Source organism: Flavonifractor porci, from assembly GCF_037572415.1.
In the GTDB taxonomy this organism is placed as follows: domain Bacteria; phylum Bacillota; class Clostridia; order Oscillospirales; family Oscillospiraceae; genus Flavonifractor; species Flavonifractor porci.
In genome coordinates, this window is record NZ_JBBHLB010000010.1 from 63401 (window position 1) to 88822 (window position 25422).

Genomic DNA, 25422 nt, shown 5'->3' on the forward strand with positions numbered 1-25422 from the left:
ATCATGCGTTCGCCAGGGTCTGGGCGTTTTCCATATAACGGCGGACCACATAGCACAGTTCCCCTTCGGGCAGCGTCTCCACCGGGACGCCGTTCAGATCGGTGAGGGGACAGATCCGGGCGCCAAGGGCGGCGGCCACGCTGTCCAGGGCGGTCTGCTCCTCCGGAGTGACGGCCCCCGACTGGATGAGCCCTTCTGTCTGCTCCAGTTCGGAGAACATATTCCACAGGATCACCAGCCGTTTCCGGTGGTAGTCGGCCTCCTCCGGAGACTGGTGGTCGGTGTACTGAGCAGCTTCATGATAGACCATATGGAACTGGGAGAGCAGTTCGCTGAACAGGGCGGGGTCCACCGGTTGGCGGAGGCTGCGGCGGATGACTTCCCAGTAGTAGGCCTGGAGCCGGTAGAGTTCTTGGAAATTCCGGCGGAACTGGGGTTCCTTCCGGTTGGGCAGCAGGAAGGTGTTGACCACCAGCACCAGCGCCACCGCCATACCCAGATACATGAGCCGCAGGCCGATGGCTTCGGTCTCCTGTACCGTCAAAGTGGCCATGGTGAGGGCGAAGGAGGTGGAGAAGATGGGGTGGACCCAGGTGCCGGGGGTGCAGCAGTACATCAGGGAGATCATAAGGAGGGAGAATACAAAGATACCCGGCAGGCCGGGCAGCCAGGGGTAGACCAGGTGGACGATGATACAGCCGATGGCGGTGCCCACGGGGCGGGTGACCATCCGGTGGGCGCTCTCCTCATAGCTGGGCTGGAGGAGCAGGAAGGCGTGGAGGGGGAACCAGTAGGTGTGCTCAAATTCCCACAGGAAGCTGACGGTTTCACTGATGGTCATGACTACCGCCAGACGCAGGGCGAAGCGGAACTCGAACCGGGCGGGGGAGAACCGCTGGCACAGGCTGCTCCAGGCCGCTCGCCAGGGCACCCTGCGGAAGAGGGGGTCGCGCTGTGCATGGAAGGACTCCCGGCACAGGAGCAGCAGAGTGTGGAGTACGCTGCGGTAAAAGATACGCAGCCGGCCCTGGGGCAGGTCGGTGTGGTCCAGAAGGACCTGGATGCGGGCGGCCAGCCGCTGCCGGGCGGCGGGCTCCCAGGCGCTTTGCAGCTGCCGCACCACCTCCGCCAGGGTGTGCATGGCATGGGAGAAGGCGGGGGTGTTTTTGGCGTCCTGCCAGGCGGGACCGTCGGTGACCAGATAGGAGGCCCGCTGGAACAGCAGGGCCAGCAGATGATAGCACCGCTTCTGCCGGTCAGGCAGGTGGAGCAGGTGCCGCCGGTCATAGCCCTTCCGGTGGAAACTGCGGGCCAGGTCGTAGAGCTCCTTGCCGGCAGCTTTGTCGTTCCCGCCGTCCGCCAGCCCGTCCAGCAGATCGGCCAGGCGCAGCAGGCTGGCGGAGATCTGACCCGCCGGGTCGCTGGTGATGTGGGTCACCCTGGCGTTGATGAGCAGAGCGATCACCAGCAGCACGCAGCAAAAGCCTACCGCCTCCAGCTGAATGGGCAGCTGCTCCAGCGTGGGTGGACGCAGCTCCAGAAAGACAAAGGTCATAGCGTAGCCGATGTGGCCTTTAGGGGTGAACTGGCTGCACTTCCAGAACACCAGGAAGAAGGGTACGGCGAAATTCAGGATGGCGCACAGCCACATATTAAGGGCGGCAACAAAGGCCAGCAGGCACAAAAGCAGGGACATGAGGCACATGGCCGCATAGTCCTCCAGCCGGTTGGCCTCCTTCCGGCGGAGCTGAAACAGGGTGGTGGAGCAGGAGACCACCATAGCGTAGGTGCTGCCGAAGATCCAGATCACCAACAGGAACTGGATCACGTAGAACAAAATGGTGGAAAAGGCCCCCTTCCAGCGACGCCAGAACAGCGCCGGAAAGCCCCTGATGCCGGAACCCGCGGCCACAGCAGATACCCCCTGTCGAAATTGATTGCTTATCTAACATTATAGAGGTAACCTGTCGGTAAGCGCAAGGGGGCGGAGAAAATTTTGTAGAACCGTGGGAATTGAAAAAGGAGGGCGGCCATTATATAATGAGCGGGATAACGATCAGACTTTGGAGGAATGCCCTTGGAACCCCTGGAACTGCTTCCCATCCCGCTGCTGCAATGGTATCGGGAAAATGCCCGGGTGCTGCCCTGGCGCAGCGACCCCACCCCCTACCATGTATGGATCAGCGAGATCATGCTCCAGCAGACCCGGGTGGCGGCGGTGCTGGATTATTACCGCCGCTTTCTGGAGGAACTGCCTACCGTGGCCGACCTGGCGGCGGTGGAGGAGGATCGGCTCATGAAGCTGTGGCAGGGGCTGGGCTATTACAACCGGGCCCGCAACCTGCAAAAAGCGGCTCGCCAGATCATGGAGGACCACGACGGCGTGTTTCCTGATACCTATGAGGCTATCCACGCCCTGTCCGGCATTGGCGACTACACCGCCGGGGCCATATCCTCCATCGCCTTCGGCATCCCCGAACCGGCGGTGGACGGCAACGTGCTGCGGGTGACGGCCCGCATCACCGGAGACGATGGGGATATCATGAAGACGGACACCAAGGCCCGGATGGGCCAGGCCCTGAAGCGGGTGATGCCGGTGGATGCCCCCGGGGACTTCAATCAGGCCCTGATGGAGCTGGGGGCCACCGTATGCCTGCCCAACGGCGCCCCCCTGTGCGATCAGTGCCCGGCCAAAGAGTTTTGCGTGGCCCGTTTGACGGACCGCACCGGGGAACTGCCGGTAAAGGCGGCCAAAAAGGCCCGGCGCTTGGAGGAGCGGACGGTGTTCCTCATCTTCCGGGAGAAGTCGGTGGCCCTCCGGAGACGAAAGAGCCGGGGGCTGCTGGCGGGGCTGTGGGAGTATCCCAACGAGCTGTCCCCCGCACGCTGCCCGGTGGAGGCCCTCTCCCTGGAGCAGGGACCCTCCGGCAAACATATCTTTACCCATATTGAGTGGCGTATGGAGGCCGTGCTGGTCCAGGCGGCTGACGATACCCTGCCCGAGGGCTGGGTGTGGGCCACTCTGGAGGAACTGGACCGGGATTACGCCGTGCCCAACGCCTTCCAGGCTTTCAAGCCTGCGGTGGAGGGACGGCTCAAAGGAGAAGGAGAGGAACCATGGCAAAGCTGTATTTCCGGTATGGAGTGATGGGCTCCAGCAAAACTGCCAACGCCCTGATGGTGCGCTATAACTACGAGGAGCGGGGCCAGGACGCTCTGCTGGTAAAGCCAGCCATCGACCAGCGGGACGGGGCCCGGTTCGTGGCCTCCCGGGCGGGACTGAGCCACGACTGCATCTATTTTTCCGACCTGATGGAGATGACCCCCCGGGAGCTGAAACCCTATGCCTGCATCATCGTGGACGAGGCTCAGTTCCTCACCCGGGAGGAGGTGCGCTACCTCACCGACCTGGTGGACGACTGGAACATCCCAGTGATCTGCTACGGCCTGCGTACCGACTTCAAGGGGGACCTGTTCCCCGGCTCGGCGGAGCTGCTGGCCAGCGCCGACGTGATCGAGGAGGTTAAGACCATCTGCTGGTGCGGCAAGAAGGCCCTGTGCAACGCCCGTTTCGACGAGCACGGCAATGTGCTTAAGGAGGGCGAGCAGGTGGTGCTGGGGGCCAACGACCGGTACATCGGCCTGTGCCGCAAGCACTGGAAAGAGGGCAACCTGGGCCCCAAGCAGAAGTAAGTCCCAGGAAAACGGAAAGGAACCATCAAAATGATCTGTAATCTCTGCCCCCGGAAGTGCGGGGCGGTGCGTACGGCGGACCGGGGCGAGGGCCGTTGCCGGATGCCAGAAGCCCCGGTGGTGGCTCGGGCGGCGCTCCACCTGTGGGAGGAACCCCCCATCTCCGGTACAAAGGGCTCGGGCACCGTGTTTTTCTCCGGCTGCTCCCTGGGGTGCGTGTTCTGCCAGAATGAGCAGATCAGCCACCGGGACTTCGGAAAGCCCATCACGGTGGACCGGCTGCGGGCCGTCTTCTTTGAGCTCATCGAACAGGGGGCCCACAACATCAATCTGGTGAACCCCACTCACTACGCCCATGTGGTGCGCTCGGCTCTGGCCGAGCCTCTGCGGGTGCCGGTGGTGTGGAACTCCGGCGGCTATGACCGGGTGGAGACACTGAAAGCTCTGGAGGGCAAGGTCCAGATCTATCTGCCCGACTACAAGTACCGCACCGGCGACTATGCCGGGCGCTACTCCGACGCCCCCGACTATCCCCAAGTGGCGGAGGAAGCCATTTTGGAGATGTTCTGCCAGACCGGCCCCGTCCGGTATCAGGACGGGCTGCTGAAACAGGGCGTGGTGATCCGCCACCTGCTGCTGCCCGGCAAACTGGCCGAGGCCAAGCGGGTGATGGACTGGGTGGCGGAGCATTTTGAGCCGGGGCAGGTGCTCTTTTCCCTGATGAGCCAGTACATCCCCTGGGGCCGTGCGGCGGAATTCCCGGAGCTCAACCGCCGGGTGCGCCCCTCTGAGGTGCGGGCGGCGGAGGCCTACATGGCGGACCTGGGGCTGGAGGGCTTTACTCAGGGAGCGGAAGCCGCCCAGGCGGAGTATATCCCGCCCTTTGACCTGACCGGCGTATAAATACTGCATATCCCATTCTGGGGCGGGCCGCTGGCCCGCCCTTTTCCTGTCAAATGGGACAACCACCCCGCATAAGCATAGGTGGGAGGGGGTGGAGGCCATGGAACGAGACCGGAAACGGCCCGGTCTGCTGGAAAAGACGGCGGAGGTGCTGGACCTGCCCGGGGACGTGGTGGCCGGCCTGCCCAGGGTGGAGCTCACCGGCAGCCGGGAGCTGCGGATGGAAAACCACAAGGGCATCCTGGCCTACGGCAGCCAGGAGATCCACATCTCCGGCGGCAAGCTGGTTATCAAGGTGCGGGGCAGCAATCTGGAATTGAAATCCATGAACGCCAGCCAGCTGCTCATCACCGGCGAGATCGACGGGGTGGATCTGACCTGAGAAAGGAGGTGGAGGAATGCTGCTGCGGCTGGTGAACGCCCTGCGGGGGAGCGTACGTCTGGAGGTGGAGGGGGCTTTTCCCGAACGGTTCCTCAACCTGTGCGCTCAGCGGGGTATTTTGTTCTGGAATGTGGAGTGGATGGAGGCCACCCGCCTGCGGCTCACCGTCACCCGCCGGGGCAGCCGTCAGGCCGCCGCCCTGGGGGAACGGACGCTGTGTACCGTCACCCATGCCGGACGAAGCGGGATGCCCTACTTTCTGGCCCGGTTCAAAAAGCGCTATGCCTTCTGGGTGGGGATGGGCCTGTCCATGGCGGCGGTGTGCGTTCTGTCCTCCTTTGTGCTCACCATTGAGGTAAAGGGCAACACCAATGTGCCCACCGCCCAGATCCTCACCGAACTGCGGCGACAGGGGTTAAGTATCGGTACCTTTGGCCCCGGTTTGGACGAGCGGACCGTGGGCAACAAGGTGCTGCTCCAGCTGCCCCAGCTGTCCTGGCTGTCCATCAATCTGTACGGTACCCGGGCGGAGGTGCTGGTGCGGGAGGCGGTGGAGGCTCCGGAACTGGTGGACGCCCAAGAGTACGGCAGTGTGGTGGCCCGGGCTTCCGGCATTGTAACCCGTGTGGAGGCCCTCACCGGCGAGGCGGTGGTGAAGGTGGGGGACACGGTGCTGGAGGGGGAGACCCTGATCTCAGGCACTGTCCACCTAAAGGGACCGGCCTACAGCGAGATGCCGGAGATCGGGCAGATGCAGGTGCGGGCCTCCGGCCGGGTGTACGCCCGGACCTGGCGTACCATGGCGGCTCAGCTGCCTCTGGAGGCCCAGGTGAAGCGGTACACCGGGGAGGAGACGGATCTGTGGTCAGTTACCGCCCTGGGCCGTCGGACCGATTTTTTTGGAAAGGGTGGAATTTCTTTTGACAGGTATGATAAAATAAGCCGTACCTGGACCCTGACCCTGCCTGGCGGCGAGGAGATGCCCCTGGCCGTTCAGCGGGAGACCTGCCGGGCCTATGAACTGGAGACGCTGGCCGTGGAGCCGGACGCGGCGGAGGCCATGCTGAAAGAGCGCCTGCTGGAGGCGCTGGAAGAGGCGGTAGGGGAGGGGGAGATCGTCAGCACTGAGTTTGCCGTGGAGACGGAGAATGGGATGCTGAAAGTGACCCTCCAGGCAGAGTGCCGGGAAGAGATCGGGACATTTGTGCCCGATCCCATCACACAAGAAAACGAGGTCGATCCATGATAGAACAGACCATCAATATCGAGCGGATGGAGGACGTGGTAGACGTCTTTGGATCCTTTGACGAGAATATCAAGCTGGTGGAGCATGAACTGGATGTGACGGTGGTGAGTCGGGACGACCAGCTGAAGGTGTCCGGCGAGGCGGAAAATGTGATGCACGCTGTTAAGGCCATCGAGGGCCTGCTGGGCCTGGCCGGGCGGAAGGAGACCATCACCGAGCAGAACGTGCGCTACATCATCAATCTGGTAAAGGCGGGCAACGAGTCCCACATCAACGACATCGCCCGGGACGTCTTGTGCGTCACCGCCAAGGGCAAGCCCATCAAGGCCAAGACCCTGGGCCAGAAGCGGTATGTGGATGCCATCAAGAAAAATACCATCACCCTGGGCATCGGCCCGGCGGGCACCGGCAAGACCTATCTGGCGGTGGCCGCCGCCGTGGCCGCCTTCCGGGACAAGCAGGTCAACCGCATCATCCTCACCCGGCCCGCCGTGGAGGCGGGGGAGCGGCTGGGCTTTTTGCCCGGCGACCTGCAAAGTAAGGTGGACCCCTACCTGCGGCCCCTGTACGATGCTCTCTTTGAGATGCTGGGGCCCGAGACCTACCAGAAGTACCTGGAGCGGGGCAACATTGAGGTGGCCCCCCTGGCCTATATGCGAGGCCGTACCCTGGACGACTCCTTCATCATCTTGGACGAGGCCCAGAACACCAGCCGGGAGCAGATGAAGATGTTCCTCACCCGCCTGGGCTTCGGCTCCAAGATCGTCATCACCGGCGACATCACTCAGATCGACCTGCCCCGGGACACCGTGTCCGGTCTGAAGGAGGCCATGCGGGTGCTGGACGGAGTGGAGGATATCGCCATCTGCCGCCTGAACGAGTCCGACGTGGTGCGCCACGTCATCGTCCAGCGGATCATCAAGGCCTATGAGGCCGATGAGAAGAGGAAGGGCAAAAAGTGAAACGTTTGACCTGGGAAGGGTATACGGTGGAGGTGGACGAGGAAGTTACCCGAAACTGGTATGCCCGGGGGTCGGAGTGGGGCTGTACCTGCGGTCACTGCCGAAATTTCCTGGCCCTGGCCCGGGAGCGGAAGCTGCCGGAAGAAATTCTGAACATCCTGGACAGCCTGTCCATTCCGGCAGAGAAAGCCACCTATGTGTGCGAGCTTTATCATGATGAGAACTGGAGAGAGAAGGGGCTGCTCTATGAGATCAGCTGGCGCGTGGCGGGCGTAGTGCTCCAGCCGCCGGAAGGGAAAGAGAATAACGGCACCGCCTGGGGCCCGCCGGTAGAATTCCCTGGATTCCAGATGATGCTGGGCCACGAGTATTATAATATCGAGCCGGAATTTCCCGAGCCAAGCTTTGATTTGGATATCAGTCTGTACCTGCCCTGGGTACTGGACGAGCCCGTTGAGGGGCCCGAGGAGGAGGAACCATGAACCACGAGATCATCATTGAGACCGAGGTGGACGGGGCGGAGGAATATGCCGACCTGCTGCGGCAGGTGATCCCCGCCGCTCTGGATGCCCAGGGGGTGGACGTGCCCTGCGAGGTGGACGTGCTGTTCACCGACGACGAGGGCATCCACCAGATCAACCTGGAGCAGCGGGAGGTGGACAGGCCCACCGACGTGCTCTCCTTCCCTATGTTTGAGCTCCAGCCTGGAGAGAACCCCACTGAGGAGGACGCCGACCCCGGCGCCGACCTGGTGCCCCTGGGGGATATGGTGATCTCTCTGGAGCGGGCAAAGGCCCAGGGGGAGGAGTACGGCCACGGTACCCGCCGGGAGGTGGCCTATCTGGCCGTCCACTCGGTGCTCCACCTGCTGGGGTACGACCATATGGACGAGGGCCCCATGAAGGCCCAAATGAGAGCCCGTGAGGAGGCCATCCTGGGCCAGCTGGGTATTGTCAGGGAGGAACAGGATGGGTAATGTTGGACGGTACGCCGCCGCCGGCGGGGCCATCTCCATTGGTATCTGCATCCTGCTGTGCATGGTGTTAGGCAGCATGGTGGAAGATGCCATGACGATTGTGACCTGCGGGGTGCTCTTTGCCCTGCCAGGCATTGTGGTCGGGTGTACCCTCTGGCTCCGGGAACAGTCCCAACGCCATGAGGGCGGCAAATGACCGCAAACCCCTGCGGCTGAAGGGGTGTGGTTACAGCCTGGGCGGGTACTATTTTGTCACGGTCTGTACCAGGGATCGTGTACCCCACCTGCGTAGGGGCGCACATTGTGCGCCCGAACCGCTTCCGCCTTTGACAACCGCTGGCCTGATTGCGGAGCAGGCCGTTCGGCAAATTTCTGCTCATTATCCTGGTGTGACCGTGGACACATATGTGGTCATGCCCAACCACGTCCACATGATTCTGGTGCTTCCTAATGGCGGCGGGCGCGCACTGCGCGCCCCTACGGTCTCCCGTATCGTCCGGGCGTGGAAGGAAACTATTACCAAAATGCTTGGAGAAGCAATTTGGCAAAAATCTTTCTACGACCATATCATTCGGGATGAAAATGACTATCTCCGCATCTGGAACTACATCGACACCAACCCCGCCAAATGGGCGGAGGACACATATTATATTGCTCAAGAAAGTTGAGGATCACCTATGGAAATTAAAAAATCTGGAATGATCAGCATTGTGGGCCGGCCCAACGTGGGCAAGTCCACCCTGACCAACGCCCTGGTGGGCGAAAAAATTGCCATCGTCTCCAATAAACCCCAGACCACCCGCAACCGCATCAGCGCCGTGGTCAACCGGGGGGAGTGCCAGTATGTGTTCCTGGACACCCCCGGCCTCCACAAGGCCCGCACCCGGCTGGGCGACTACATGGTAAAGGTGGTCAAGGAGAGCGTGGCCGATGTGGACGCCATCCTGCTGTTGGTGGAGCCCATCCCCCACATTGGCGGACCTGAGGCCGAGCTCATCGCCCGCATCAAGCAGCTGGGGGTGCCCTCCATCCTGGTCATCAACAAGATGGACACGGTGGAGAAGGAGGCCCTGCTGGCCGTCATGCAGACCTACGGCCAGGCCCACGACTTCAACGCCATTCTGCCCATCTCTGCCAAGCAGAACGAGGGCGTGAACGAACTGCTGGACCTGCTGGCGGAGTTTTTGCCCGAAGGCCCTCAGCTCTTCCCCGACGACATGGTCACCGACCAGCCCGAGCGGCAGGTATGCGCCGAGATCATCCGGGAGAAGCTGCTGCTGTGCCTGGACAAGGAGATCCCCCACGGCACCGCCGTGGAGATCACCCGCTTCTCCGAGCGGGACAACGAGATCATCGATCTGGACGCCACCATCTACTGTGAGAAGGCCAGCCACAAGGGCATTATCATCGGCAAGGGGGGCGCCATGCTCAAGAAGATCTCCACCCTGGCCCGCACCGACATCGAGGCCTTTATGGGCACCAAGGTGTTCCTCCAGACCTGGGTGAAGGTCAAGGAGGGCTGGCGGGACAACCTGAATCTCATCCACAACTTCGGCTACCGGGACGAGTAACAGATGTTGTGAATGGAAAAGCGTGTTCCGACGTGGCTCGGAACACGCTTTTTGCCAGACAAACGAAAAGAAGGTGTAGCATAATGAAATGGGTGCACAGAGCGGGAGCAGTGTGTCTTGCCGCCGGACTGGCCCTCCTGTCCGCCTGCGCCCCCTCTGAGGCGGAGCAGAAGCAGGCGGCGTGGAACGATTTTCTCTCTCAGACCGATGAACTGCACAAAACCAGCGTGACCCAGGGGACAGCTCCCGATCTGACCGCCTATCCATACCCTGATGCGCTGGCTGGGACCTACGATACCCAGGACGCCTGGTATCTGGACAGCGGGGAGGGCAAGTCCATCCTGACTGCCCAGGAGGCCAAAGAGGACGCGGAGGCATTTTTCCAGCTGCTCCACGATTTTTACGGCGGATACGGCTACTTTGGCGGGGATGAGACCTTTCAGCCCGCCCTGGAGCAGGTGCTGAACGACCTCTCCGGCGAGACGATGGTCAGTGCCAAAAGCCTCCAGCAGAGTCTGGAGGGTGCCCTGAGGCCCCTGATTCTGGACGGCCATTTTGCCATCAATGGGCATTACCTCTGTGCGCCCCAGCGGCAGAATATGTACTATGTGCCTGACCTCTATCTGGACGAGGAGCAGGCGGCGGCTATGGATTCCACCTACGTGAAGCCCACCATCGGGCCGGACGGGGCGCTGGCCTGGTGCTTTGCCACTCTGAGCAGGGATGGCAGCAGCCTGCCGGAGGAACTGGGGGAGTATACCGGCCTAGACTGGACTCTGGCGGAGGCCGCCCCCAATGCCGGCACTATCGTATATGAGCGGCGGGAGACGGACGGCCTGACAGTGCTGGTGAACCAGGTCCTCTCTGATGTGGGCACAGAAGGCGACAGCTGGTATGAGCGCATGGACCAGCTGAATGAATTTGCCGACAGCGGGGAGAGCTACCGGGATTTACCGGTGTTTGTTATTGATCTGCGAGGCAACATCGGCGGACAGCCCGCCTTTGCCCGGCGGTGGTTTGAGGGCTTTACCGGCGCCGCTCCCAGCCCCTGCCAGAGCACCCTTATCCGCTGGTCCCCCCTGAATGGCTACATGGAGGCGCTGGGCTATCCGGTGCCGGAGAAGCCGGGGGAGACTGTGATTCAGAAAACGGAAGGGGCCTGGATGGAACAGGACAGTGTGATCTTTTGCCTGACCGATTATGCCACAGCCTCAGCGGCCGAATGGTTTGTGGGGGATCTGCGTACCCTGGAACACATGGTCTTTGTGGGCAGCAACACCTGCGGGGCCACGCTGATGGCCAACAACCAGACTTATTGTCTGCCCCATTCCCACCTGAGCGTCTCCTTTGGAACCAGCCTGATGCTGACCCCTGATGGCAATCAAGAGGAGACCGGTTTTCAGCCCGACCTGTGGGCGCCGCCTCAGGAGGCACTGAAGGCGGTATCCCGGCTGTGTGAGTATTACGGCCTGAACCCCTGACGGGGGCCGCTTGCGTCCGCCATTCCCCGATGGTATAATGCAGCTACAAGCAACGGGGGAGGGACGGAGATGCACATTGCCACACAAGGCCTGGTACTGCGGGAGGTCAACTACAAGGAATCCGACAAGATCCTCACCGTCCTCACCGCCGAGGGGGGCAAGCGCACCGTAAAGGCCAGAGGCTGCCGCCGGAAGAACAGCCCCCTGGCGGCCTCCGCCCAGCTGCTGGTCTATTCCGACATGACGCTCTTCGCCTATCAGGACCGGATCACCCTCAATGAGGCCGAGTCCATCCGGCAGTTCTGGCATCTGAAATCCGATGTGGAGCTGCTGGCCCTGGGTTCCTACTTTGCCGAGGTGATGGAGGTAGTGTCGGTGGAGGGACGGCCCGATCCCGCCGCCATGTCCCTTATTCTCAACAGCCTCCACGCCCTGGACAAGCTGAACAAGCCCCAGGCTTTGGTGAAGGCGGCCTATGAGATGAAACTCATGGCCCTGGAGGGCTATGAGCCCCTGGCTGACGCCTGTGCCGTGTGCGGCAGGGCTGACCCGGAAAAGCCTATGCTGAACCTGGCGGAGGGTGTGCTCCACTGCGCGTCCTGCAAGTGCGAGGTGGGGGAGGGGCCCTCCCTGCCTCTGACAGAGGGGGCATTGTCCGCCCTGCGGCATATTCTCTACGGCGATCCCAAGCGTCTATTCTCTTTTCAACTGGACCAAGGGGGGCTGGACTGCCTGGCCCGGGTGTGCGAGGGCTTCCTGCGTACCCAGCTGGACCGGGGGTTCCGTACTCTGGATTTTTATCATGAACTGAAAGCGGGGATGTAACATGGAACTGTATGTGGCAGATGCCTTTACCACCGTGCGCTTTTCCGGTAACCAGGCCGGCGTAGCTCTTCTGGGGGAAGGGAACTTCCCAGAGGAATCCCTGATGCGTGCTCTGGCCGGGGAACTGAAGCACTCCGAGACCGCTTTTGTCCGCCGGACCGGGGACAAGGCCTTCCATATCCGCTACTTCACCCCCGCCGAGGAGGTGGACCTGTGCGGCCACGCCACCATCGCCGCCTTCGCCGTCCTGCGGGACACCGGGGCCATTGTTCCCGGAGATTACGCCCTCCATACCCGCTCCGGGGATCTGGAGATCGGGGTGGGAGCGGACGCCGTGTGGATGGATATGGCACCCCCCACCGATGGCCCCACCTTCTCGGAGGAGGAGCAGCAGGCGATCTACGCTGCCTATGGCCTGTCCCTGGCTGACCGGCCGGAGGGTCTGGAGCCCCAGGCGGTGAGTACCGGGCTGATGGATATCCTGCTGCCGGTGAAAGACCTGGCGGACCTGGACCGGGCCGTCCAGAACGAGGCTGAGGTCACCCGCCTGTCGGAGCACTACAACGTGGTAGGGGTGCATATGTTCTGCCCCAACACCCCGGACGCTGCCGCCCACTGCCGCAATTTTGCACCTCTGTACGCCATTCCGGAGGAGGCGGCCACCGGCACCTCCAACGGGGCCTTGACCTACTATCTGTTCCGCCGGGGCCTGATCCAGGCCGGGGCGGATAACCGCTTTGTACAGGGGGAGAAGATGAGCAAGCCCTCCGAGATCCTGAGCCGCATCACCGAGGACAAGAACGGCATCAAGGTAAGAGTGGGCGGCCGGGCGCTGATTACTTTGAGATGTGAATTGCTGGGATAAGACCGGGCCGATGAGGGCATCGGCCCCTACATCCTGTTGCTATGAAACCAACGATTTGGAGAACCGTATGACCGATTTATTTGAAAAATCCATACAGACCCTGGAGCTGCCCCGGGTGCTGGAGAAGCTGGCCGAGCAGGCGGTGACCGAGGAGGGCAAGGACCGCTGTCTGGCCCTGCGGCCCCTGACCGACGTGGACGACGTGCAGCGGGCTCTGGACGAGACCACCGCCGCGGTGAATATGACCGCCCTGCGGGGCTCTCCCTCCTTCTCCGGTGTGCGTCCGGTGGGGGCTTCCCTCCAGCGGGCCAACATGGGGGGCTCCCTTAACACCCGGGAACTGCTGGACATCGCCGCCGTGCTGCGCTCCGCCCGCTCCGCCAAGGAGTACGGCGAAGGGGAGGGGGACCGGGCCAAGACCTGCATCGACCACCTCTTCCGCTCCCTCACCTCCAACCGCTTCCTGGAGGAGCGCATCACCGGGGCCATCGTGGGGGAGGACGAGATCGCCGACGCCGCCAGCCCGGAGCTGGCCTCCGTCCGGCGGCACATCCGGGCCACCGCCTCCAAGGTGCGGGACATCCTGAACAAGCTGATCTCCTCCAACCAGTCCAAGTACCTCCAGGAGTCCATCATCACCCAGCGCAACGACCGCTATGTGGTGCCGGTGAAGTCGGAGCACAAGAACGACGTGCCCGGCCTGGTCCATGACGTGTCCTCCTCCGGCTCCACCTTCTTCATTGAGCCCATGGGAGTGGTGAAGGCCAACAACGAGCTGCGGGAGCTCCAGGCCAAGGAGGAGAAGGAGATCGAGCGCATCCTGGCGGAGCTGTCCGCCCAGTGCGCCCAGTACAAGGAGGACATCAGCCAGGACTATGACCTGCTCATTATCCTGGACGTGATCTTTGCCCGGGCCAAGCTGGCCTACCGGATGCGGGCGGGCGCGCCCCGGCTGTCCGACCAGGGCCTCTATCTGCGGAAGGCCCGCCACCCCCTGCTGGACCCCAACAAGGCGGTGGCCAACGACCTGATGCTGGGGGAGAACTTCGATACCCTGGTCATTACCGGCCCCAACACCGGCGGCAAGACGGTCACCCTCAAGACCATCGGCCTTCTGACCCTCATGGCCCAGTGCGGCCTCCACATCCCCGTGGGGGACGGCAGCTGTGTAAAAGTTTTTGACCGGGTGCTGTCCGACATCGGTGATGAGCAGTCCATTGCCCAGAACTTGTCCACATTTTCCTCCCACATGGTGAACATTGTGGGCATTTTGCAGGAGGCGGACGACCGCACCCTCATCCTTTTTGATGAGTTGGGAGCGGGCACCGACCCCATCGAGGGCGCGGCTCTGGCTGCCGCCATCATCGAGTCCGCCCGGGAGATGGGGGCCCTGGTGGCCGGCACCACCCACTATGCCGAGCTGAAGGTATACGCCATGACCACCCAGGGGGTGGAGAACGCCTCATGCGAGTTTGATGTGGACTCCCTGGCGCCCACCTACCGGCTGCTCATCGGCATCCCCGGCAAATCCAACGCATTTGCCATCTCTGAGCGGCTGGGCCTGCCCAAGTCCATCATCCAGAAGGCCGCCGCCCGCATTGACGCGGAAAACGTCCGCTTTGAGGATGTGCTCACCCAGCTGGACGAGCAGCGCCAGGAGATGGAAAAGGAGAAGGAGGCCGCCGCCAAGCTCCGCCGGGAGATGGAGGAGACCGCCAAGGCCTCCCGGGAGTACAAGGCCCAGATGGAGGCCCAGCGGCAGAAGGCGGTGGAGAAGGCCCAGGCGGAGGCCCGGGCTATTCTGGACGAGGCCAGAGACACCGCCGACCAGGTGTTCAAGGAACTGAACGAGATGCGCCGCCGCCAGCGGAAGGAAGAGGACTGGCAGAAGATCAACGACGAGCGGGCGGGCCTGCGCCACCGGCTCAACGAGGCCGAGGGCAAGCTGGGCCAGCGGCCCGAGGCGCCTGTGCCGCCGCCCACCCGTCCCGCCCAGGCTGGCGATACAGTGGAGCTGGTGAAGATGGGCACCCAGGCTACCGTGCTCTCCGTCAACAAGGACGGTTCCCTCCAGCTCCAGGCGGGTATCCTGAAGATCACCGCCAAGCAGGATGAGGTCCGGGTGGTGGAAGGGGAGAGCGTCAAGGCCGCCAAGAAGGTGGTGGCCCGGGCCGAGCACAAACTGCGCTCCCTTGGAGCATCTCCCGAGGTGGACCTGCGGGGGATGATGACCGACGAGGCCATTGGCGCGTTGGATCTGTTTTTGGACAACGCGGTGCTGGGCCGGCTCAACGAGGTGCGCATTATCCACGGCAAGGGCACCGGCGCGGTACGCAAGGCGGTGCGGGAGCACCTCAAGCGCAGCCGCTATGTGAAGTCCTTCCGTCCCGGCCGCTACGGCGAGGGTGAGGACGGTGTGACCATTGCTGAACTGAGATAGAACAGCCCCACGTCCCCTCGGAGAGCGGAGGGGGGCACGCGGGGGGGACTGGTTCCCGCCCGCGAGGCGCGGCTTTGGAGCGAAGCGACGGGCTTTCCGCAGAAAGCCTCCGCGCCGTGAGGATGGCGTGACCATCGCCAAGCTGCGGTGATGGAGTTTCTGTTCTGATTCGGAAATAAAACCAGGCGGTTCGTCATTCAAAACAGATTCTTGCACGGATTTTGTGCATTTTGTCATTGACGGTTTGGGATAAATTTGCTATCCTATAATACGAAGTATGCGAATGCATCTTGGGGGGAAACGCTATGTATATGAAAGAGGCAGTTGTGAACAACCAGGTCGGCCTGCACGCCAGACCGGCTACGTTCTTCATCCAGAAGGCCAATGAGTTCAAGAGCTCTATTTGGGTGGAGAAGGACGAGCGGAGAGTCAATGCCAAGAGCCTGCTGGGTGTGCTTTCTCTGGGAATCGTCAAGGGGACTTCCATTAACCTCATTGCAGACGGCCCCGACGAGAAGGAAGCTGTGGAGGCTCTGATCGAGCTGATCTCCTCCAACTTCTCTGAGTAAGCGACCAAAGCGAGAGAAAAAAGCGCCGCATCTGCGGCGCTTTTTTTGATAGTGGGGGTGGAACCATGAACGTATCCGTAACGCCCAAGCCCCGGAGCAGAAGCGGTTGGCGCCTGCGCCTGGGTGTGACCTTGTTCTGCCTGCGGCGCCGTGTCTTCTGGCATACCGGCGGGCTGCACTTTGCCCGTTTCAGACCGGAACTGGACCTGCCTCACCTGTGGGCGGAACACTGTACGCCCCTGTTCCGTCCGCTGCGAGGGGAGGAGATGGCCCTCCAGCGAAATAAGATCACCAACCTCCGACTGGCGCTGGCCAAGCTGGATGGGCTGACCCTCCTGCCTGGGGAGACCTTGTCCTTCTGGCGGGCGGTGGGAAAGCCCACCCGGCGAAAGGGCTATGTGGAGGGGATGGTCCTGCGCAACGGCCAGGTGGCTGCCGGCGTGGGGGGCGGTATGTGCCAGATGACCAATCTGCTCTACTGGATGACACTTCATACGCCCTTAACGGTGACGGAGCGGTGGCGGCATGGCTATGATGTCTTTCCCGATTGCAGCCGTACTCAGCCCTTCGGCAGCGGAGCCACTTGCTTTTATAATTATATGGACCTGATGGTGCGCAATGACACAGAGCACGCCTGGCGGCTCATCCTGCGCCTCACCGACACACATCTGGAGGGAGAGTGGCGGGCTGACGTTCCCTGTGATCGCAGGTATGAGGTGTATGAAAAGGAGCACTATATTCAGGGTGAGTATTGGGGTGGCTTTACCCGGCACAACACCCTGTACCGTCGATGCTTTTCCAGGGGTGGGGAGTTGTTGGAAGATGATTTCCTTGTGGAAAACCATGCCATGATGATGTATGACCCCATGCTGCCCGGTAATACCCCGGAGACCACAGCCTCCAAGTAAAACGGGCCGATGTGGGCATCGGCCCCTACGATCCATGACCTTTGACGAGTTAAAAGAAAAAACCATGCCCCATCCCCCCAAAAAGCGTGGTGCGCTTTTGGGGACCCCCAGGGGATGATCTCGCATCCTCGGGGCAAGTGAATTGCCCCTGCGGCGAGGTTTGGCCTGCGGCCAAACGCTCGGACGGCGCAGAGCGCCGGGTCGCTGGCACTCCCAGCGGCAGGGCATGATAAGTCTGGCAGAGAGGAGGGCCTGTAGCTTCTATTATGACCTTCGATGAACTGAAAGAAAAAGCCCATGCCCTGCCGCTGAAGCCGGGCGTATATATCATGCAGGACGCCAAAAATGTGGTCATCTACGTGGGCAAGGCCAAGGCCCTGAAAAACCGGGTCAGCCAATACTTTGCCAACCTGGCCTCCCACACCGAAAAGACCCGGGCCATGGTAAGCCAGATCGACCACTTTGATGTTATCGTGGCCGACTCGGAGTTTGAGGCCCTGGTGCTGGAAAACTCCCTCATCAAGCGCCACCAGCCCCGGTACAACATCCTGCTCAAGGACGACAAGGGCTACCCCTACATCCGTCTGACGGTGAAGGAGGAGTACCCTAAATTCTCCCTGGCCAACAAGGCGGCGGAGGACGGGGCCCGGTACTTCGGCCCCTACGGCAGCCGGGGCAATACCCAGAACATCATCGACGCCCTGCGGGTGGCCTTACGCCTGCCCTCCTGCAACAAGAAGTTCCCCAGGGACATCGGCAAGGAGCGGCCCTGCCTCAACTATCACATGGGCCAGTGCGACGGCTATTGCCGCAAGGATATGGACCAGAGCCGCTACCGGGAGGCCATCGACCAGGCCGTCCGCCTGCTGGAGGGTAAATTCCAGGAAGTGGGGGACGAGCTGAAGGCGGAGATGGAGCTGGCCGCCGAGGAGCTGCGCTTTGAAAAGGCCGCCGAGCTGCGGGACCGCTATAAAGCCATCGAGCTGCTGGGCAAGCGGCAGAAGGTGGTGGCCGGCTCCCTGGCCGACACCGACGTGGTGGGCTTCCATAAGGGGGAGGCCACCAAGAGCTGCTTTGTGGTGCTCCACTTTGTGGAGGGCGAGCTGGCCGCCAAGGACTGGGACCTGATCGACACCCCCATAGAGGAGGAAAATGCGGACATTTTGTCCGCCCTGGTACGGCAATACTATGGAGGCCGGGGAAACCTGCCCCGGCAGATCCTGCTGCCCTGTGAGTTGGAGGACGAGGTGCCTCTGATGCGGATGCTGTCCGAGGATGCTGGCCGCAAGGTGGAGCTGGTTACCCCCCAGCGGGGAGCCAAGATGGACCTGATCCGTCTGGCCAACAAGAACGCGGTAGAGGAAGTGGAGCGCTGGACCACACGGGAGGAGCGGCAGAGCAAGCTGATGGAGCTGCTGGGGAAGATGCTGGACCTGGAGGCCCCGCCCCGGCGTATCGAGTCCTACGACATTTCCAACCAGGGCGCCGACGACATCGTGGCCTCCATGGTGGTGTATGTGAACGCCCGTCCTCTGAAGCGGGATTACCGCCACTTCAAGCTGAAGGACATGGATGGTCCCGACGACTATGCCTCCATGGAGCAGGTGCTGACACGGCGGTTCAAGCGCTACCTGGACGGGGACGAGAAATTCGCGGACAAGCCCGACCTGCTGCTCATCGACGGCGGCGTCAACCACGCCAATGTGGCGGTGAAGGTGCTGGAGACGCTGGGACTGTCCATCCCCATCTTCGGTATGGTGAAGGACGACCGCCACCGTACCCGGGCCCTGGTGACGCCGGAGGGCCGGGAGATCGGCATCCAGGGCAACCAGGCCATCTTCTCCCTCATCGGCCAGATCCAGGAGGAGACCCACCGCTTTGCCATCGAGTTCCACCGTCAGCAGCAGAACCAGCGGGTGAAAGGCTCGGTGCTGGACCAGATCCCCGGCGTGGGGGAGAAGCGGCGGAGCGACCTGCTCAAACACTTCAAAAGCATTAAGAAAATCAAGGAAGCCACCCAGGCCCAGTTGGCGGAGGTGGTGCCCAAGAACGCCGCTCAGGCGGTATTTGACTATTTTCATCCGAAAGGGGAAGGACCCACATGAGAGTGATCACCGGAATTGCCCGGGGCCGTAAGCTGAAGGAGCTGCCCGGTCTGGAGACCCGGCCTACCACCGACAAGGTGAAGGAATCGGTGTTCAATATCGTTCAGTTTGATATCGAGGGCCGGCAGGTGCTGGACCTGTTTGCCGGCACCGGCCAGATGGGCATCGAGGCTCTGTCCCGGGGGGCGGCCTTCTGCACCTTCGTGGATCTGCGGCGGGAAGCGGCGGCGGTGGTGCGGGAGAATTTGGCTCACACCAAGCTGGCGGACAGTGCCAAGGTGATCCAGGGGGATTATCTGGCTTTTCTCACCGGCTGCCGGGAGAAATTCGACCTGGTGTTCCTGGACCCGCCTTACGGCACCGGTATGCTGGAAAAGGCCCTGGAGACCATCGCCAAGATTGACATCATGACGGAAAATGGTATAATAGTCTGCGAAAGCGCCGCCGAGTCGGTGCTGCCGGAGCTGGAAGGCCCCTACGAGAAGGGCCGGGAGTACCGCTACGGCAAGATCAAACTCACCCTCTATCACCGTACCGTCGGCAACAGGATGTGAAGCCCTTATGAAGACAGCCATCTACCCCGGCAGCTTTGACCCCATCACGCTGGGGCATCTCAATATTATCAAGCGGGCAGCCGTCTGCTTTGACCGGCTCATCGTCTGCGTGCTGGTGAACTCGGAGAAGGTGAACCGGGGTCTCTTCACCCCGGAGGAGCGGACAGAGCTCATCCGCAAGGTGGTGGCCAAGCTGCCAAACGTGGAGGTGGACTGCTCCTCTACTCTGCTGGCGGAATACGCCCGGCAGAAGAAGGCCTGTACCCTGGTGAAGGGTCTGCGGGCAGTATCCGACTATGAGAATGAGCTGCAGATGGCCCTGATCAATCGGAAACTCAATCCCAGGCTGGAGACCATGTTTTTGCCGTCCAGCGCCAAATATACCTATGTCAGCTCCAGCGTGGTGAAGGAAATGGCCCGCTACGGAGCGGATCTGTCGGACTTTCTTCCCCGTGAGATCATCGAGGATGTCCGGCAAAAAATCGAAAGCGGGAGGGATCGCTGATGGCCACCGGTGTGGAAGAATTACTGGATATGCTCTATGAGATGATTGAAGACGCTAAAAATATGCCCCTGAGCAGCGATAAGTGCATTCTGGAGCGGGACAAGGCTCTGGATCTGCTGGATGAAGTGAGGGGCCAGTTCCCCATGGAGCTCAGCGAGGCCAAGAAGCTGATCGCCGCCCGTACCGACTATATCAATTCCGCCAAGCGGGAGGCCGAGCTCATCCGCAAGCAGGCTGAGGAGCAGGCCCGCCAGATGGTGTCTGAGAACGAACTGCTGGCCCAGACCAAGCAGAAGGCCAACGAGATGATGCGTACGGCCGAGGAACGCAGCCGCGACCTGCGGAAGGCGGCCAACGACTACTGTGAGGACGCCCTCCGCCGCACCGAGGAGGCGGTGGCCGAGGCCTACGACGAGATCAAAAAGTCCCGCGCCCGGTTCCGGGCGGTGGCCGGGGGCAGCGCCCCCCAGAACAGCCGCCAGCCCTACGACGCTGAGGCCGACGAATAACAGCAAAACGGCTCCCTGCCCCACTGCGGCGGGGAGCTGTTTTTTTCCATTATCCTATTTACATAATACGATAAAATTGTGATTTTTTTTGCACCATACCACCAGGTATGGTGCTTTTTGCTGCCGATTGGAAACGAAAAGGAGTCGAACGTATGTTTTTGATGCAAAAAAGCGCGACTTTCGTATAAAAAACAGGGGGTTTGGGGGTTAAAAAAGAGTAAAAAACTATTGCAATTCCGTTACAGAACCTTTATACTGAAGGGGACGGTGGAGCAAAATGGGGGAAAACCCCGCTCAAAAACACTAAAGTGGAGGGAAGTGAAGGGCGTGACCGGTACCTACGAGCATAGCATCGACGGCAAGGGACGCCTTTTCATTCCTGCGAAACTGAGGGAGGAACTGGGGGTCACCTTCTATCTGGCTATGGGCGTGGATGCCTGTCTGGCCATCTATCCTCAGTCCACCTGGGACCGGTTTACAGAAAAATTTTCTTCCCTTCCCATGAGCCAGTCCAAGGCCATGCGTCCCCTCTTTGCCAATGCCGCCAAGTGCGAGCTGGACAGTCAGGGCCGCATTGTCATTCCCCAGAAGCTGCGGAAGTATGCCGGACTGGACAAGGATGTGGTTATCATCGGCGTCAACGACCGGGCTGAGATCTGGAGTGCCGATGCCTGGCAGGCCCAGGAAGAGGAAGAAATGACGCCGGAGAAGATGTCCGCCTGTATGGAGATGCTGGGGTTCTGAGATGAGTGAAACGGGATTTTCTCACAAGCCGGTGCTGCTGGCGGAATGTATGGAAGCGCTGAATATCCGGCCGGATGGTATTTATCTGGACGGCACCCTGGGCCGGGCGGGCCACAGCCGGGAGATCGTCAGGCGGCTGACCAGCGGCAGGCTGATCTGTGTGGACCGGGACCAGGCGGCCCTGGACGCGGCGGAGGAGCGGCTGGCCCAGTGGCGGGACAAGGTCACCTTGGTCCACAGCAACTTCTGCGAACTGGACGCCATTCTGGATAAGCTGGGTCTGGAGGGCGTGGACGGAATGCTTTTCGACCTGGGCGTGTCCTCTCCCCAGTTGGACGACGGGTCCAGAGGCTTCTCCTATATGGCGGACGCGCCGCTGGATATGCGGATGGACCAGTCCGACGGGCTGACCGCCCGCACCGTGGTGAATGAGTGGCCCCAGGAAGAATTGCGGCGCATCCTGTGGCAGTACGGCGAGGAGCGTTATTCTTCCGCCATTGCAGGGGCCATTGTGCGCGCCCGGGAGAAAAAGCCGGTGGAGACCACCCTGGAATTGGTGGACATCATCAAGGGAGCTATGCCCGCCTCCGCCCTGCGGGAGAAGCAGCACCCTGCCAAGCGGTCTTTTCAGGCCATCCGCATCGCGGTCAACGACGAGCTGGGCTCGGTGGACAAAATGGTGCGCTCCGCGGTGCCCCGCCTCAATGCTGGCGGCCGGCTGGCGGTGATCTCCTTCCACTCCCTGGAGGATCGGATTGTGAAGAACGGTCTGGCAGAGTACGCCAAGGGTTGTACCTGCCCCCCGGATTTCCCGGTTTGTGTGTGCGGGAAAAAGCCCCAGATCAAATTGGTCACCCGGAAGCCCATTGTATCCGGTCCGGAAGAACTGGAAGAGAATCCCCGTGCCCGCAGCGCCAAACTGCGGGTGGCGGAAAAGCTGAGAGAGAGATAACGGCAGATTTACGAATGAGAATGGAGTGGAGCAGCCATGGCAACTGCCGTGAAGCGCAGAAAATATTCCAAATATGACACCATCCCTTTCCCCATGTATGACGGCTCCGCGGCCCGGCAGCTGGAGCAGGAAGAGGTCCTGCGTCCCCGTCCACTGGTCCGTCCCCGGGAGCGGGCGGTGGTCCGTCCCAAGGTCCGGGTACGGGAGGCGGGTATCGTCTCTCCCTTTGCCGTGGTGGGTTTCCTGGCGGTGCTGGTTTTCGCAGTGCTGCTGTTGTTCAGCTATGTACAGCTGGCGGTGATTTCTGATCAGGTGGTAAGCCTGCGGTCCGATCTGACCGGACTGAAAACGGAGGAGGCCAAGCTGCGTGCCCAGTATGAGCTGGCCTACGACCTGGAGAGTATTGAGAAGAACCTGACGGACAGCGGCGCTATGGTCAAGCCCCAGAATGGTCAGGTCATCTATGTGGACCTGTCTGAGCCTGACGCCGTGACTTACTTCCAGCAGGAGGAAGAGGCCACCGGCCTGGATGGGGCTGTGGAAAGTATGCGTTCCATCTTTACGGAGATTGTGGAATATTTTAGTTGATGAGCGCCATATACTGCATCAGCGGGCAGAAAAGAAATCGGGCGGCTGTGAGACGCCCATAACAGAAGTCAGCAAGTGAGTGAGAGAGGGCGTAAGAAAAGAAATTTTCTTACGCCCTCCTGCGGTATTTCAAGCCGTGGAGCAGCATACAAGTGCTGTATGATCCCAAGCGAGGTGAGCCGGAAATGGCAGAAAAAAGAAAGAAAGGCACTCGAATCGTTCGGCAGCGGCCGGACCAGCGGGCCAACCGCACCATTCTCATCCGCAGCCTGTTCCTGATGGTGCTGTTCGGACTGGTGGTGTTTATCCCGCTGTTCTTCAAGCTGTGGCAGATCCAGATCAGCCAGCATGACCACTATCAGGAGCTGGCGGTGCAGCAGCAAACCAGAGACAGCACCGTCACCGCTAACCGGGGTACCATTTATGACAGCCAGGGGGCCGTGCTGGCCATGAGCGCCACGGTATACAATGTGCAGCTCTCCCCCAAGGATCTGTTGGAGACTCAGGAGACCTATCGGGAGAAGGTGGAGGACGCCCAGGAGAAGGGCGGCAAGCTGCCTGACTACCCGGAACCCACCGATCAGTTTGTGGCGGAGAACCTGGCGTCCATCCTGAATCTGAAAGTTGAGGATGTGATGAAGCATCTGGAGAACAAGAACTCCCAGTATGAGATCATCAAGTACCGCGTTGAACCTGAAGAGTCGGAGGCGGTCCAGGCGTTTATCACGGAGAATCATCTGTCCCACGGTATCTACCTGATGCCAACCAGCAAGCGGTACTACCCCAAGGGAAGCCTGGCGGCCCAGGTGATCGGCTGGGTCAATCCCAATCTGGATAATGTGGGCGCCTACGGCCTGGAGGCACAGTTTGAGGAGGAGCTGTCCGGCCAGACAGGCCGGGTGGTCACAGCCAAGGACGGTGTGGGCACCGAACTGCTTTACCGCTTCGAGGACTACTACGATGCCACAGACGGCAACAATTTGACCCTCACCATCGACGCCACCATCCAGTCCTACTGCGAAAGCATCCTGAAAGAGGGCGTGGAGCAGTTTGATGTGCAGGACGGCGGATTCTGTATTGCCATGGATCCCAATACCGGGGCTATTCTGGGCTGGGCCAATTCCCCTGCCTACGATCTGAATGATCCCTGGACGGTGAGCGACCCGGTGCTCCTCCAGTACCTGGAAGACGTGAAGAGCGGTAACTACACCAAGGAGGAGGCCTACCGAAAGGCGCTGGAAGAGGGGGCCAGTACCCAGGAGGCCTATGACAAGGCGATTCAGGAAGCGGAGAAGAACGTTCTGTATACCCAGTGGGAGAATAAGGCGGTAACCAGCTCCTACGAGCCGGGCTCCACCTTTAAGTCCATGGTGCTGGCCGCAGCCCTGGAGGAGGGTGTGGTTACCGAGAGCGACCACTTCTATTGCAGCGGTGTGGCCCAGGTGGACGGCTGGACCGGTGCGCCCATCCGCTGTTCCAAGCGTGACGGCCACGGCGATCAGGATCTGGCCAAAGCGGTGGCCAACTCCTGTAACCCGGCCTTTATCGAAATCGGCAGACGGCTGGGGGCGGAGAAGTTCTATGACTATCTGGAGGACTTTGGTTTCCTTGGCCCCACCGGCATCGATATGCAGGGCGAGGCCAGCGGCGGCGGCCAGTATGTCTGGGACCGGGACGACTTTACCAACGTGGACCTGGCGGTGGCCTCCTTCGGTCAGCGCTTCCAGGTCACCCCGCTGCAGCTCATCACTGCCGCTTCCGCTGTGGTCAACGGCGGCCACCTGATGCAGCCTTATGTAGTAAGCCAGGTGACCGACGCTAACGGCAACGTGCTTCAGCACACCGACCCCACCGAGGTGCGGCAGGTCATCAGCGAGAAGACCAGCGAGCGGTGCCGGGCTATTCTGGAGAAGGTGGTGGACGGCGGTACGGGTAAAAACGCCGCCGTGGAAGGCTACCGGATTGGCGGCAAGACCGGTTCCTCCCAGACCCTGAAGGGTGTGGATCACACCATCGTTTCCTTCCTGGGCTTTGCTCCGGCGGACGATCCCCAGATCGTCATCCTGCTGGCCTACGACAGCCCCAAGCCAGTGAGCCCCGGCTCCAACTACACGGAGGACAAATGGTACATCAGCGGCGGTAACATGGCTGCCCTCAAGGCCGGCGAGCTGATGGAAAAGATCCTGGACTATCTGGGCGTGGAGAAGAGCTACTCGGCTACTGCCGACGTCATGGTGCCCAACCTGACCGGCCTGAATCTGGCTGATGCCACCACGTCCCTGAAGAAGAACAATTTGTCCATCCGGGTGGTGGGCGACGGCGATACTGTCACCGGCCAGATCCCGGCCAAGGGAGCATCCATCCCCGGCGGCAGCGAAGTGGTGGTCTATATGGGGGCCGAGGTACCCACCGGTCAGGTGCAGGTACCCAATGTGATCGGCCTCAATGTGGAGCAGGCCAAGCAGAAGCTGGCTGCCCAAGGCCTTTACCTGAAGGCCAGCGGCGCCTCTGAGTTCGGCTCCACCGTGGTGGCCTATGAACAGTCTACTCAGGCAGGCGCCAGTGTGGACCGGGGCACCACCATCGAGGTGCGCTTTACCGACTCCACAGCCAGCGGCGACGGGCTGTAATTACTTTCCCAGCG

General features: G+C 61.3%; 26 protein-coding genes. 25 read left to right on the top strand and 1 reads right to left on the bottom strand.

Annotated elements, in window-relative coordinates:
• Position 1: 1 nt before the first annotated feature.
• Complete coding sequence (locus tag WHJ28_RS10285; protein WP_340042042.1) at positions 2-1912, bottom strand: FUSC family protein; 1911 nt, start codon at positions 1910-1912, stop codon at positions 2-4.
• Between the two features lie 159 nt (positions 1913-2071).
• On the opposite strand from WHJ28_RS10285, the gene mutY reads away from it, so the two are divergent.
• The 25 genes from mutY (at position 2072) to WHJ28_RS10410 (ending at position 25408) form a co-directional block, all read left to right on the top strand.
• Entirely contained in the window at positions 2072-3148 is a 1077-nt protein-coding gene (gene mutY, locus WHJ28_RS10290) for an A/G-specific adenine glycosylase (RefSeq protein WP_425461125.1), read from the top strand.
• Complete coding sequence (locus WHJ28_RS10295) at positions 3118-3693, top strand: thymidine kinase (RefSeq protein WP_340042044.1); 576 nt, start codon at positions 3118-3120, stop codon at positions 3691-3693. Before mutY ends, WHJ28_RS10295 begins: the two co-directional genes overlap by 31 nt.
• A 30-nt stretch (positions 3694-3723) precedes the next feature.
• Positions 3724-4596: a radical SAM protein gene (locus WHJ28_RS10300; protein WP_340042045.1), complete on the top strand. Its 873-nt coding sequence runs from the start codon at positions 3724-3726 to the stop codon at positions 4594-4596.
• Between the two features lie 100 nt (positions 4597-4696).
• Positions 4697-4978, top strand: coding sequence for a YabP/YqfC family sporulation protein (locus tag WHJ28_RS10305; RefSeq protein WP_087188098.1), 282 nt, complete (start codon positions 4697-4699; stop codon positions 4976-4978).
• Positions 4979-4994: 16 nt separating this feature from the next.
• Positions 4995-6224 carry a sporulation protein YqfD gene (locus tag WHJ28_RS10310; protein WP_340042046.1) on the top strand — a complete coding sequence of 410 codons (1230 nt, stop codon included), beginning with the start codon at positions 4995-4997 and terminating at the stop codon, positions 6222-6224.
• Positions 6221-7186, top strand: a complete 966-nt coding sequence (locus tag WHJ28_RS10315) for a PhoH family protein (protein WP_340042047.1) — start codon at positions 6221-6223, stop codon at positions 7184-7186. Before WHJ28_RS10310 ends, WHJ28_RS10315 begins: the two co-directional genes overlap by 4 nt.
• Positions 7183-7668 carry a hypothetical protein gene (locus WHJ28_RS10320; protein WP_340042048.1) on the top strand — a complete coding sequence of 162 codons (486 nt, stop codon included), beginning with the start codon at positions 7183-7185 and terminating at the stop codon, positions 7666-7668. Before WHJ28_RS10315 ends, WHJ28_RS10320 begins: the two co-directional genes overlap by 4 nt.
• A complete protein-coding gene (ybeY, locus tag WHJ28_RS10325; RefSeq protein ID WP_340042049.1) occupies positions 7665-8162 on the top strand; it encodes an rRNA maturation RNase YbeY in 498 nt (165 codons plus the stop codon). The genes WHJ28_RS10320 and ybeY overlap by 4 nt, the downstream gene beginning before the upstream one ends.
• Positions 8155-8358, top strand: coding sequence for a hypothetical protein (locus WHJ28_RS10330; RefSeq protein ID WP_340042050.1), 204 nt, complete (start codon positions 8155-8157; stop codon positions 8356-8358). Before ybeY ends, WHJ28_RS10330 begins: the two co-directional genes overlap by 8 nt.
• Before the next feature lie 199 nt (positions 8359-8557).
• Positions 8558-8830 (top strand): transposase, encoded by a 273-nt coding sequence (locus tag WHJ28_RS16525; protein WP_425461126.1) that lies wholly within the window; start codon positions 8558-8560, stop codon positions 8828-8830.
• Positions 8831-8839: 9 nt separating this feature from the next.
• The gene (gene era / locus WHJ28_RS10340; RefSeq protein ID WP_087334516.1) at positions 8840-9733 is read left to right on the top strand and encodes a GTPase Era; all 894 of its coding nucleotides are present in this window, start codon (positions 8840-8842) and stop codon (positions 9731-9733) included.
• Positions 9734-9816: 83 nt separating this feature from the next.
• Complete coding sequence (locus tag WHJ28_RS10345; RefSeq protein WP_340042052.1) at positions 9817-11214, top strand: S41 family peptidase; 1398 nt, start codon at positions 9817-9819, stop codon at positions 11212-11214.
• A gap of 69 nt (positions 11215-11283) precedes the next feature.
• Positions 11284-12039, top strand: a complete 756-nt coding sequence (gene recO / locus WHJ28_RS10350; RefSeq protein WP_340042053.1) for a DNA repair protein RecO — start codon at positions 11284-11286, stop codon at positions 12037-12039.
• 1 nt (position 12040) lies between these two features.
• Entirely contained in the window at positions 12041-12904 is an 864-nt protein-coding gene (locus WHJ28_RS10355) for a PhzF family phenazine biosynthesis protein (protein ID WP_340042054.1), read from the top strand.
• Positions 12905-12971: 67 nt separating this feature from the next.
• Positions 12972-15344: an endonuclease MutS2 gene (locus WHJ28_RS10360; RefSeq protein ID WP_340042055.1), complete on the top strand. Its 2373-nt coding sequence runs from the start codon at positions 12972-12974 to the stop codon at positions 15342-15344.
• A gap of 305 nt (positions 15345-15649) precedes the next feature.
• The gene (locus WHJ28_RS10365; RefSeq protein ID WP_007495691.1) at positions 15650-15913 is read left to right on the top strand and encodes an HPr family phosphocarrier protein; all 264 of its coding nucleotides are present in this window, start codon (positions 15650-15652) and stop codon (positions 15911-15913) included.
• Positions 15914-15978: 65 nt separating this feature from the next.
• A complete protein-coding gene (locus WHJ28_RS10370; protein WP_340042056.1) occupies positions 15979-16821 on the top strand; it encodes a VanW family protein in 843 nt (280 codons plus the stop codon).
• Between the two features lie 266 nt (positions 16822-17087).
• A complete protein-coding gene (gene uvrC, locus WHJ28_RS10375) occupies positions 17088-18926 on the top strand; it encodes an excinuclease ABC subunit UvrC (protein ID WP_340042057.1) in 1839 nt (612 codons plus the stop codon).
• Positions 18923-19480, top strand: a complete 558-nt coding sequence (gene rsmD, locus WHJ28_RS10380; protein ID WP_087188109.1) for a 16S rRNA (guanine(966)-N(2))-methyltransferase RsmD — start codon at positions 18923-18925, stop codon at positions 19478-19480. Before uvrC ends, rsmD begins: the two co-directional genes overlap by 4 nt.
• Before the next feature lie 7 nt (positions 19481-19487).
• Complete coding sequence (gene coaD / locus WHJ28_RS10385) at positions 19488-19985, top strand: pantetheine-phosphate adenylyltransferase (protein WP_087188110.1); 498 nt, start codon at positions 19488-19490, stop codon at positions 19983-19985.
• Positions 19985-20494 carry a hypothetical protein gene (locus WHJ28_RS10390; protein ID WP_340042058.1) on the top strand — a complete coding sequence of 170 codons (510 nt, stop codon included), beginning with the start codon at positions 19985-19987 and terminating at the stop codon, positions 20492-20494. The genes coaD and WHJ28_RS10390 overlap by 1 nt, the downstream gene beginning before the upstream one ends.
• Positions 20495-20821: 327 nt before the next feature.
• Positions 20822-21238, top strand: coding sequence for a division/cell wall cluster transcriptional repressor MraZ (mraZ, locus tag WHJ28_RS10395; protein WP_087188155.1), 417 nt, complete (start codon positions 20822-20824; stop codon positions 21236-21238).
• Position 21239: 1 nt separating this feature from the next.
• Positions 21240-22190 (top strand): 16S rRNA (cytosine(1402)-N(4))-methyltransferase RsmH, encoded by a 951-nt coding sequence (gene rsmH / locus WHJ28_RS10400; protein WP_340042059.1) that lies wholly within the window; start codon positions 21240-21242, stop codon positions 22188-22190.
• Between the two features lie 36 nt (positions 22191-22226).
• Complete coding sequence (locus WHJ28_RS10405; RefSeq protein ID WP_340042060.1) at positions 22227-22778, top strand: hypothetical protein; 552 nt, start codon at positions 22227-22229, stop codon at positions 22776-22778.
• Positions 22779-22963: 185 nt separating this feature from the next.
• Positions 22964-25408, top strand: coding sequence for a penicillin-binding transpeptidase domain-containing protein (locus WHJ28_RS10410; protein ID WP_340042061.1), 2445 nt, complete (start codon positions 22964-22966; stop codon positions 25406-25408).
• Positions 25409-25422 lie beyond the last annotated feature (14 nt).

Excerpts from the sequence above, each read along its gene's own strand:
- WHJ28_RS10315 (WP_340042047.1), top strand. The coding sequence starts at position 6,221 with ATGATAGAACAGACCATCAATATCGAGCGGATGGAGGACGTGGTAGAC.
- era (WP_087334516.1), top strand. The coding sequence starts at position 8,840 with ATGGAAATTAAAAAATCTGGAATGATCAGCATTGTGGGCCGGCCCAAC.
- WHJ28_RS10390 (WP_340042058.1), top strand. The coding sequence starts at position 19,985 with ATGGCCACCGGTGTGGAAGAATTACTGGATATGCTCTATGAGATGATT.
- WHJ28_RS10410 (WP_340042061.1), top strand. The coding sequence starts at position 22,964 with ATGGCAGAAAAAAGAAAGAAAGGCACTCGAATCGTTCGGCAGCGGCCG.
- WHJ28_RS10360 (WP_340042055.1), top strand. The coding sequence starts at position 12,972 with ATGACCGATTTATTTGAAAAATCCATACAGACCCTGGAGCTGCCCCGG.
- coaD (WP_087188110.1), top strand. The coding sequence starts at position 19,488 with ATGAAGACAGCCATCTACCCCGGCAGCTTTGACCCCATCACGCTGGGG.
- WHJ28_RS10370 (WP_340042056.1), top strand. The coding sequence starts at position 15,979 with ATGAACGTATCCGTAACGCCCAAGCCCCGGAGCAGAAGCGGTTGGCGC.
- WHJ28_RS10405 (WP_340042060.1), top strand. The coding sequence starts at position 22,227 with ATGGCAACTGCCGTGAAGCGCAGAAAATATTCCAAATATGACACCATC.
- WHJ28_RS10305 (WP_087188098.1), top strand. The coding sequence starts at position 4,697 with ATGGAACGAGACCGGAAACGGCCCGGTCTGCTGGAAAAGACGGCGGAG.
- uvrC (WP_340042057.1), top strand. The coding sequence starts at position 17,088 with ATGACCTTCGATGAACTGAAAGAAAAAGCCCATGCCCTGCCGCTGAAG.
- WHJ28_RS10295 (WP_340042044.1), top strand. The coding sequence starts at position 3,118 with ATGGCAAAGCTGTATTTCCGGTATGGAGTGATGGGCTCCAGCAAAACT.
- recO (WP_340042053.1), top strand. The coding sequence starts at position 11,284 with ATGCACATTGCCACACAAGGCCTGGTACTGCGGGAGGTCAACTACAAG.
- WHJ28_RS10355 (WP_340042054.1), top strand. The coding sequence starts at position 12,041 with ATGGAACTGTATGTGGCAGATGCCTTTACCACCGTGCGCTTTTCCGGT.
- ybeY (WP_340042049.1), top strand. The coding sequence starts at position 7,665 with ATGAACCACGAGATCATCATTGAGACCGAGGTGGACGGGGCGGAGGAA.
- rsmH (WP_340042059.1), top strand. The coding sequence starts at position 21,240 with ATGAGTGAAACGGGATTTTCTCACAAGCCGGTGCTGCTGGCGGAATGT.
- WHJ28_RS10330 (WP_340042050.1), top strand. The coding sequence starts at position 8,155 with ATGGGTAATGTTGGACGGTACGCCGCCGCCGGCGGGGCCATCTCCATT.
- WHJ28_RS10310 (WP_340042046.1), top strand. The coding sequence starts at position 4,995 with ATGCTGCTGCGGCTGGTGAACGCCCTGCGGGGGAGCGTACGTCTGGAG.
- WHJ28_RS10300 (WP_340042045.1), top strand. The coding sequence starts at position 3,724 with ATGATCTGTAATCTCTGCCCCCGGAAGTGCGGGGCGGTGCGTACGGCG.
- WHJ28_RS10345 (WP_340042052.1), top strand. The coding sequence starts at position 9,817 with ATGAAATGGGTGCACAGAGCGGGAGCAGTGTGTCTTGCCGCCGGACTG.
- WHJ28_RS10365 (WP_007495691.1), top strand. The coding sequence starts at position 15,650 with ATGTATATGAAAGAGGCAGTTGTGAACAACCAGGTCGGCCTGCACGCC.
- mutY (WP_425461125.1), top strand. The coding sequence starts at position 2,072 with ATGCCCTTGGAACCCCTGGAACTGCTTCCCATCCCGCTGCTGCAATGG.
- rsmD (WP_087188109.1), top strand. The coding sequence starts at position 18,923 with ATGAGAGTGATCACCGGAATTGCCCGGGGCCGTAAGCTGAAGGAGCTG.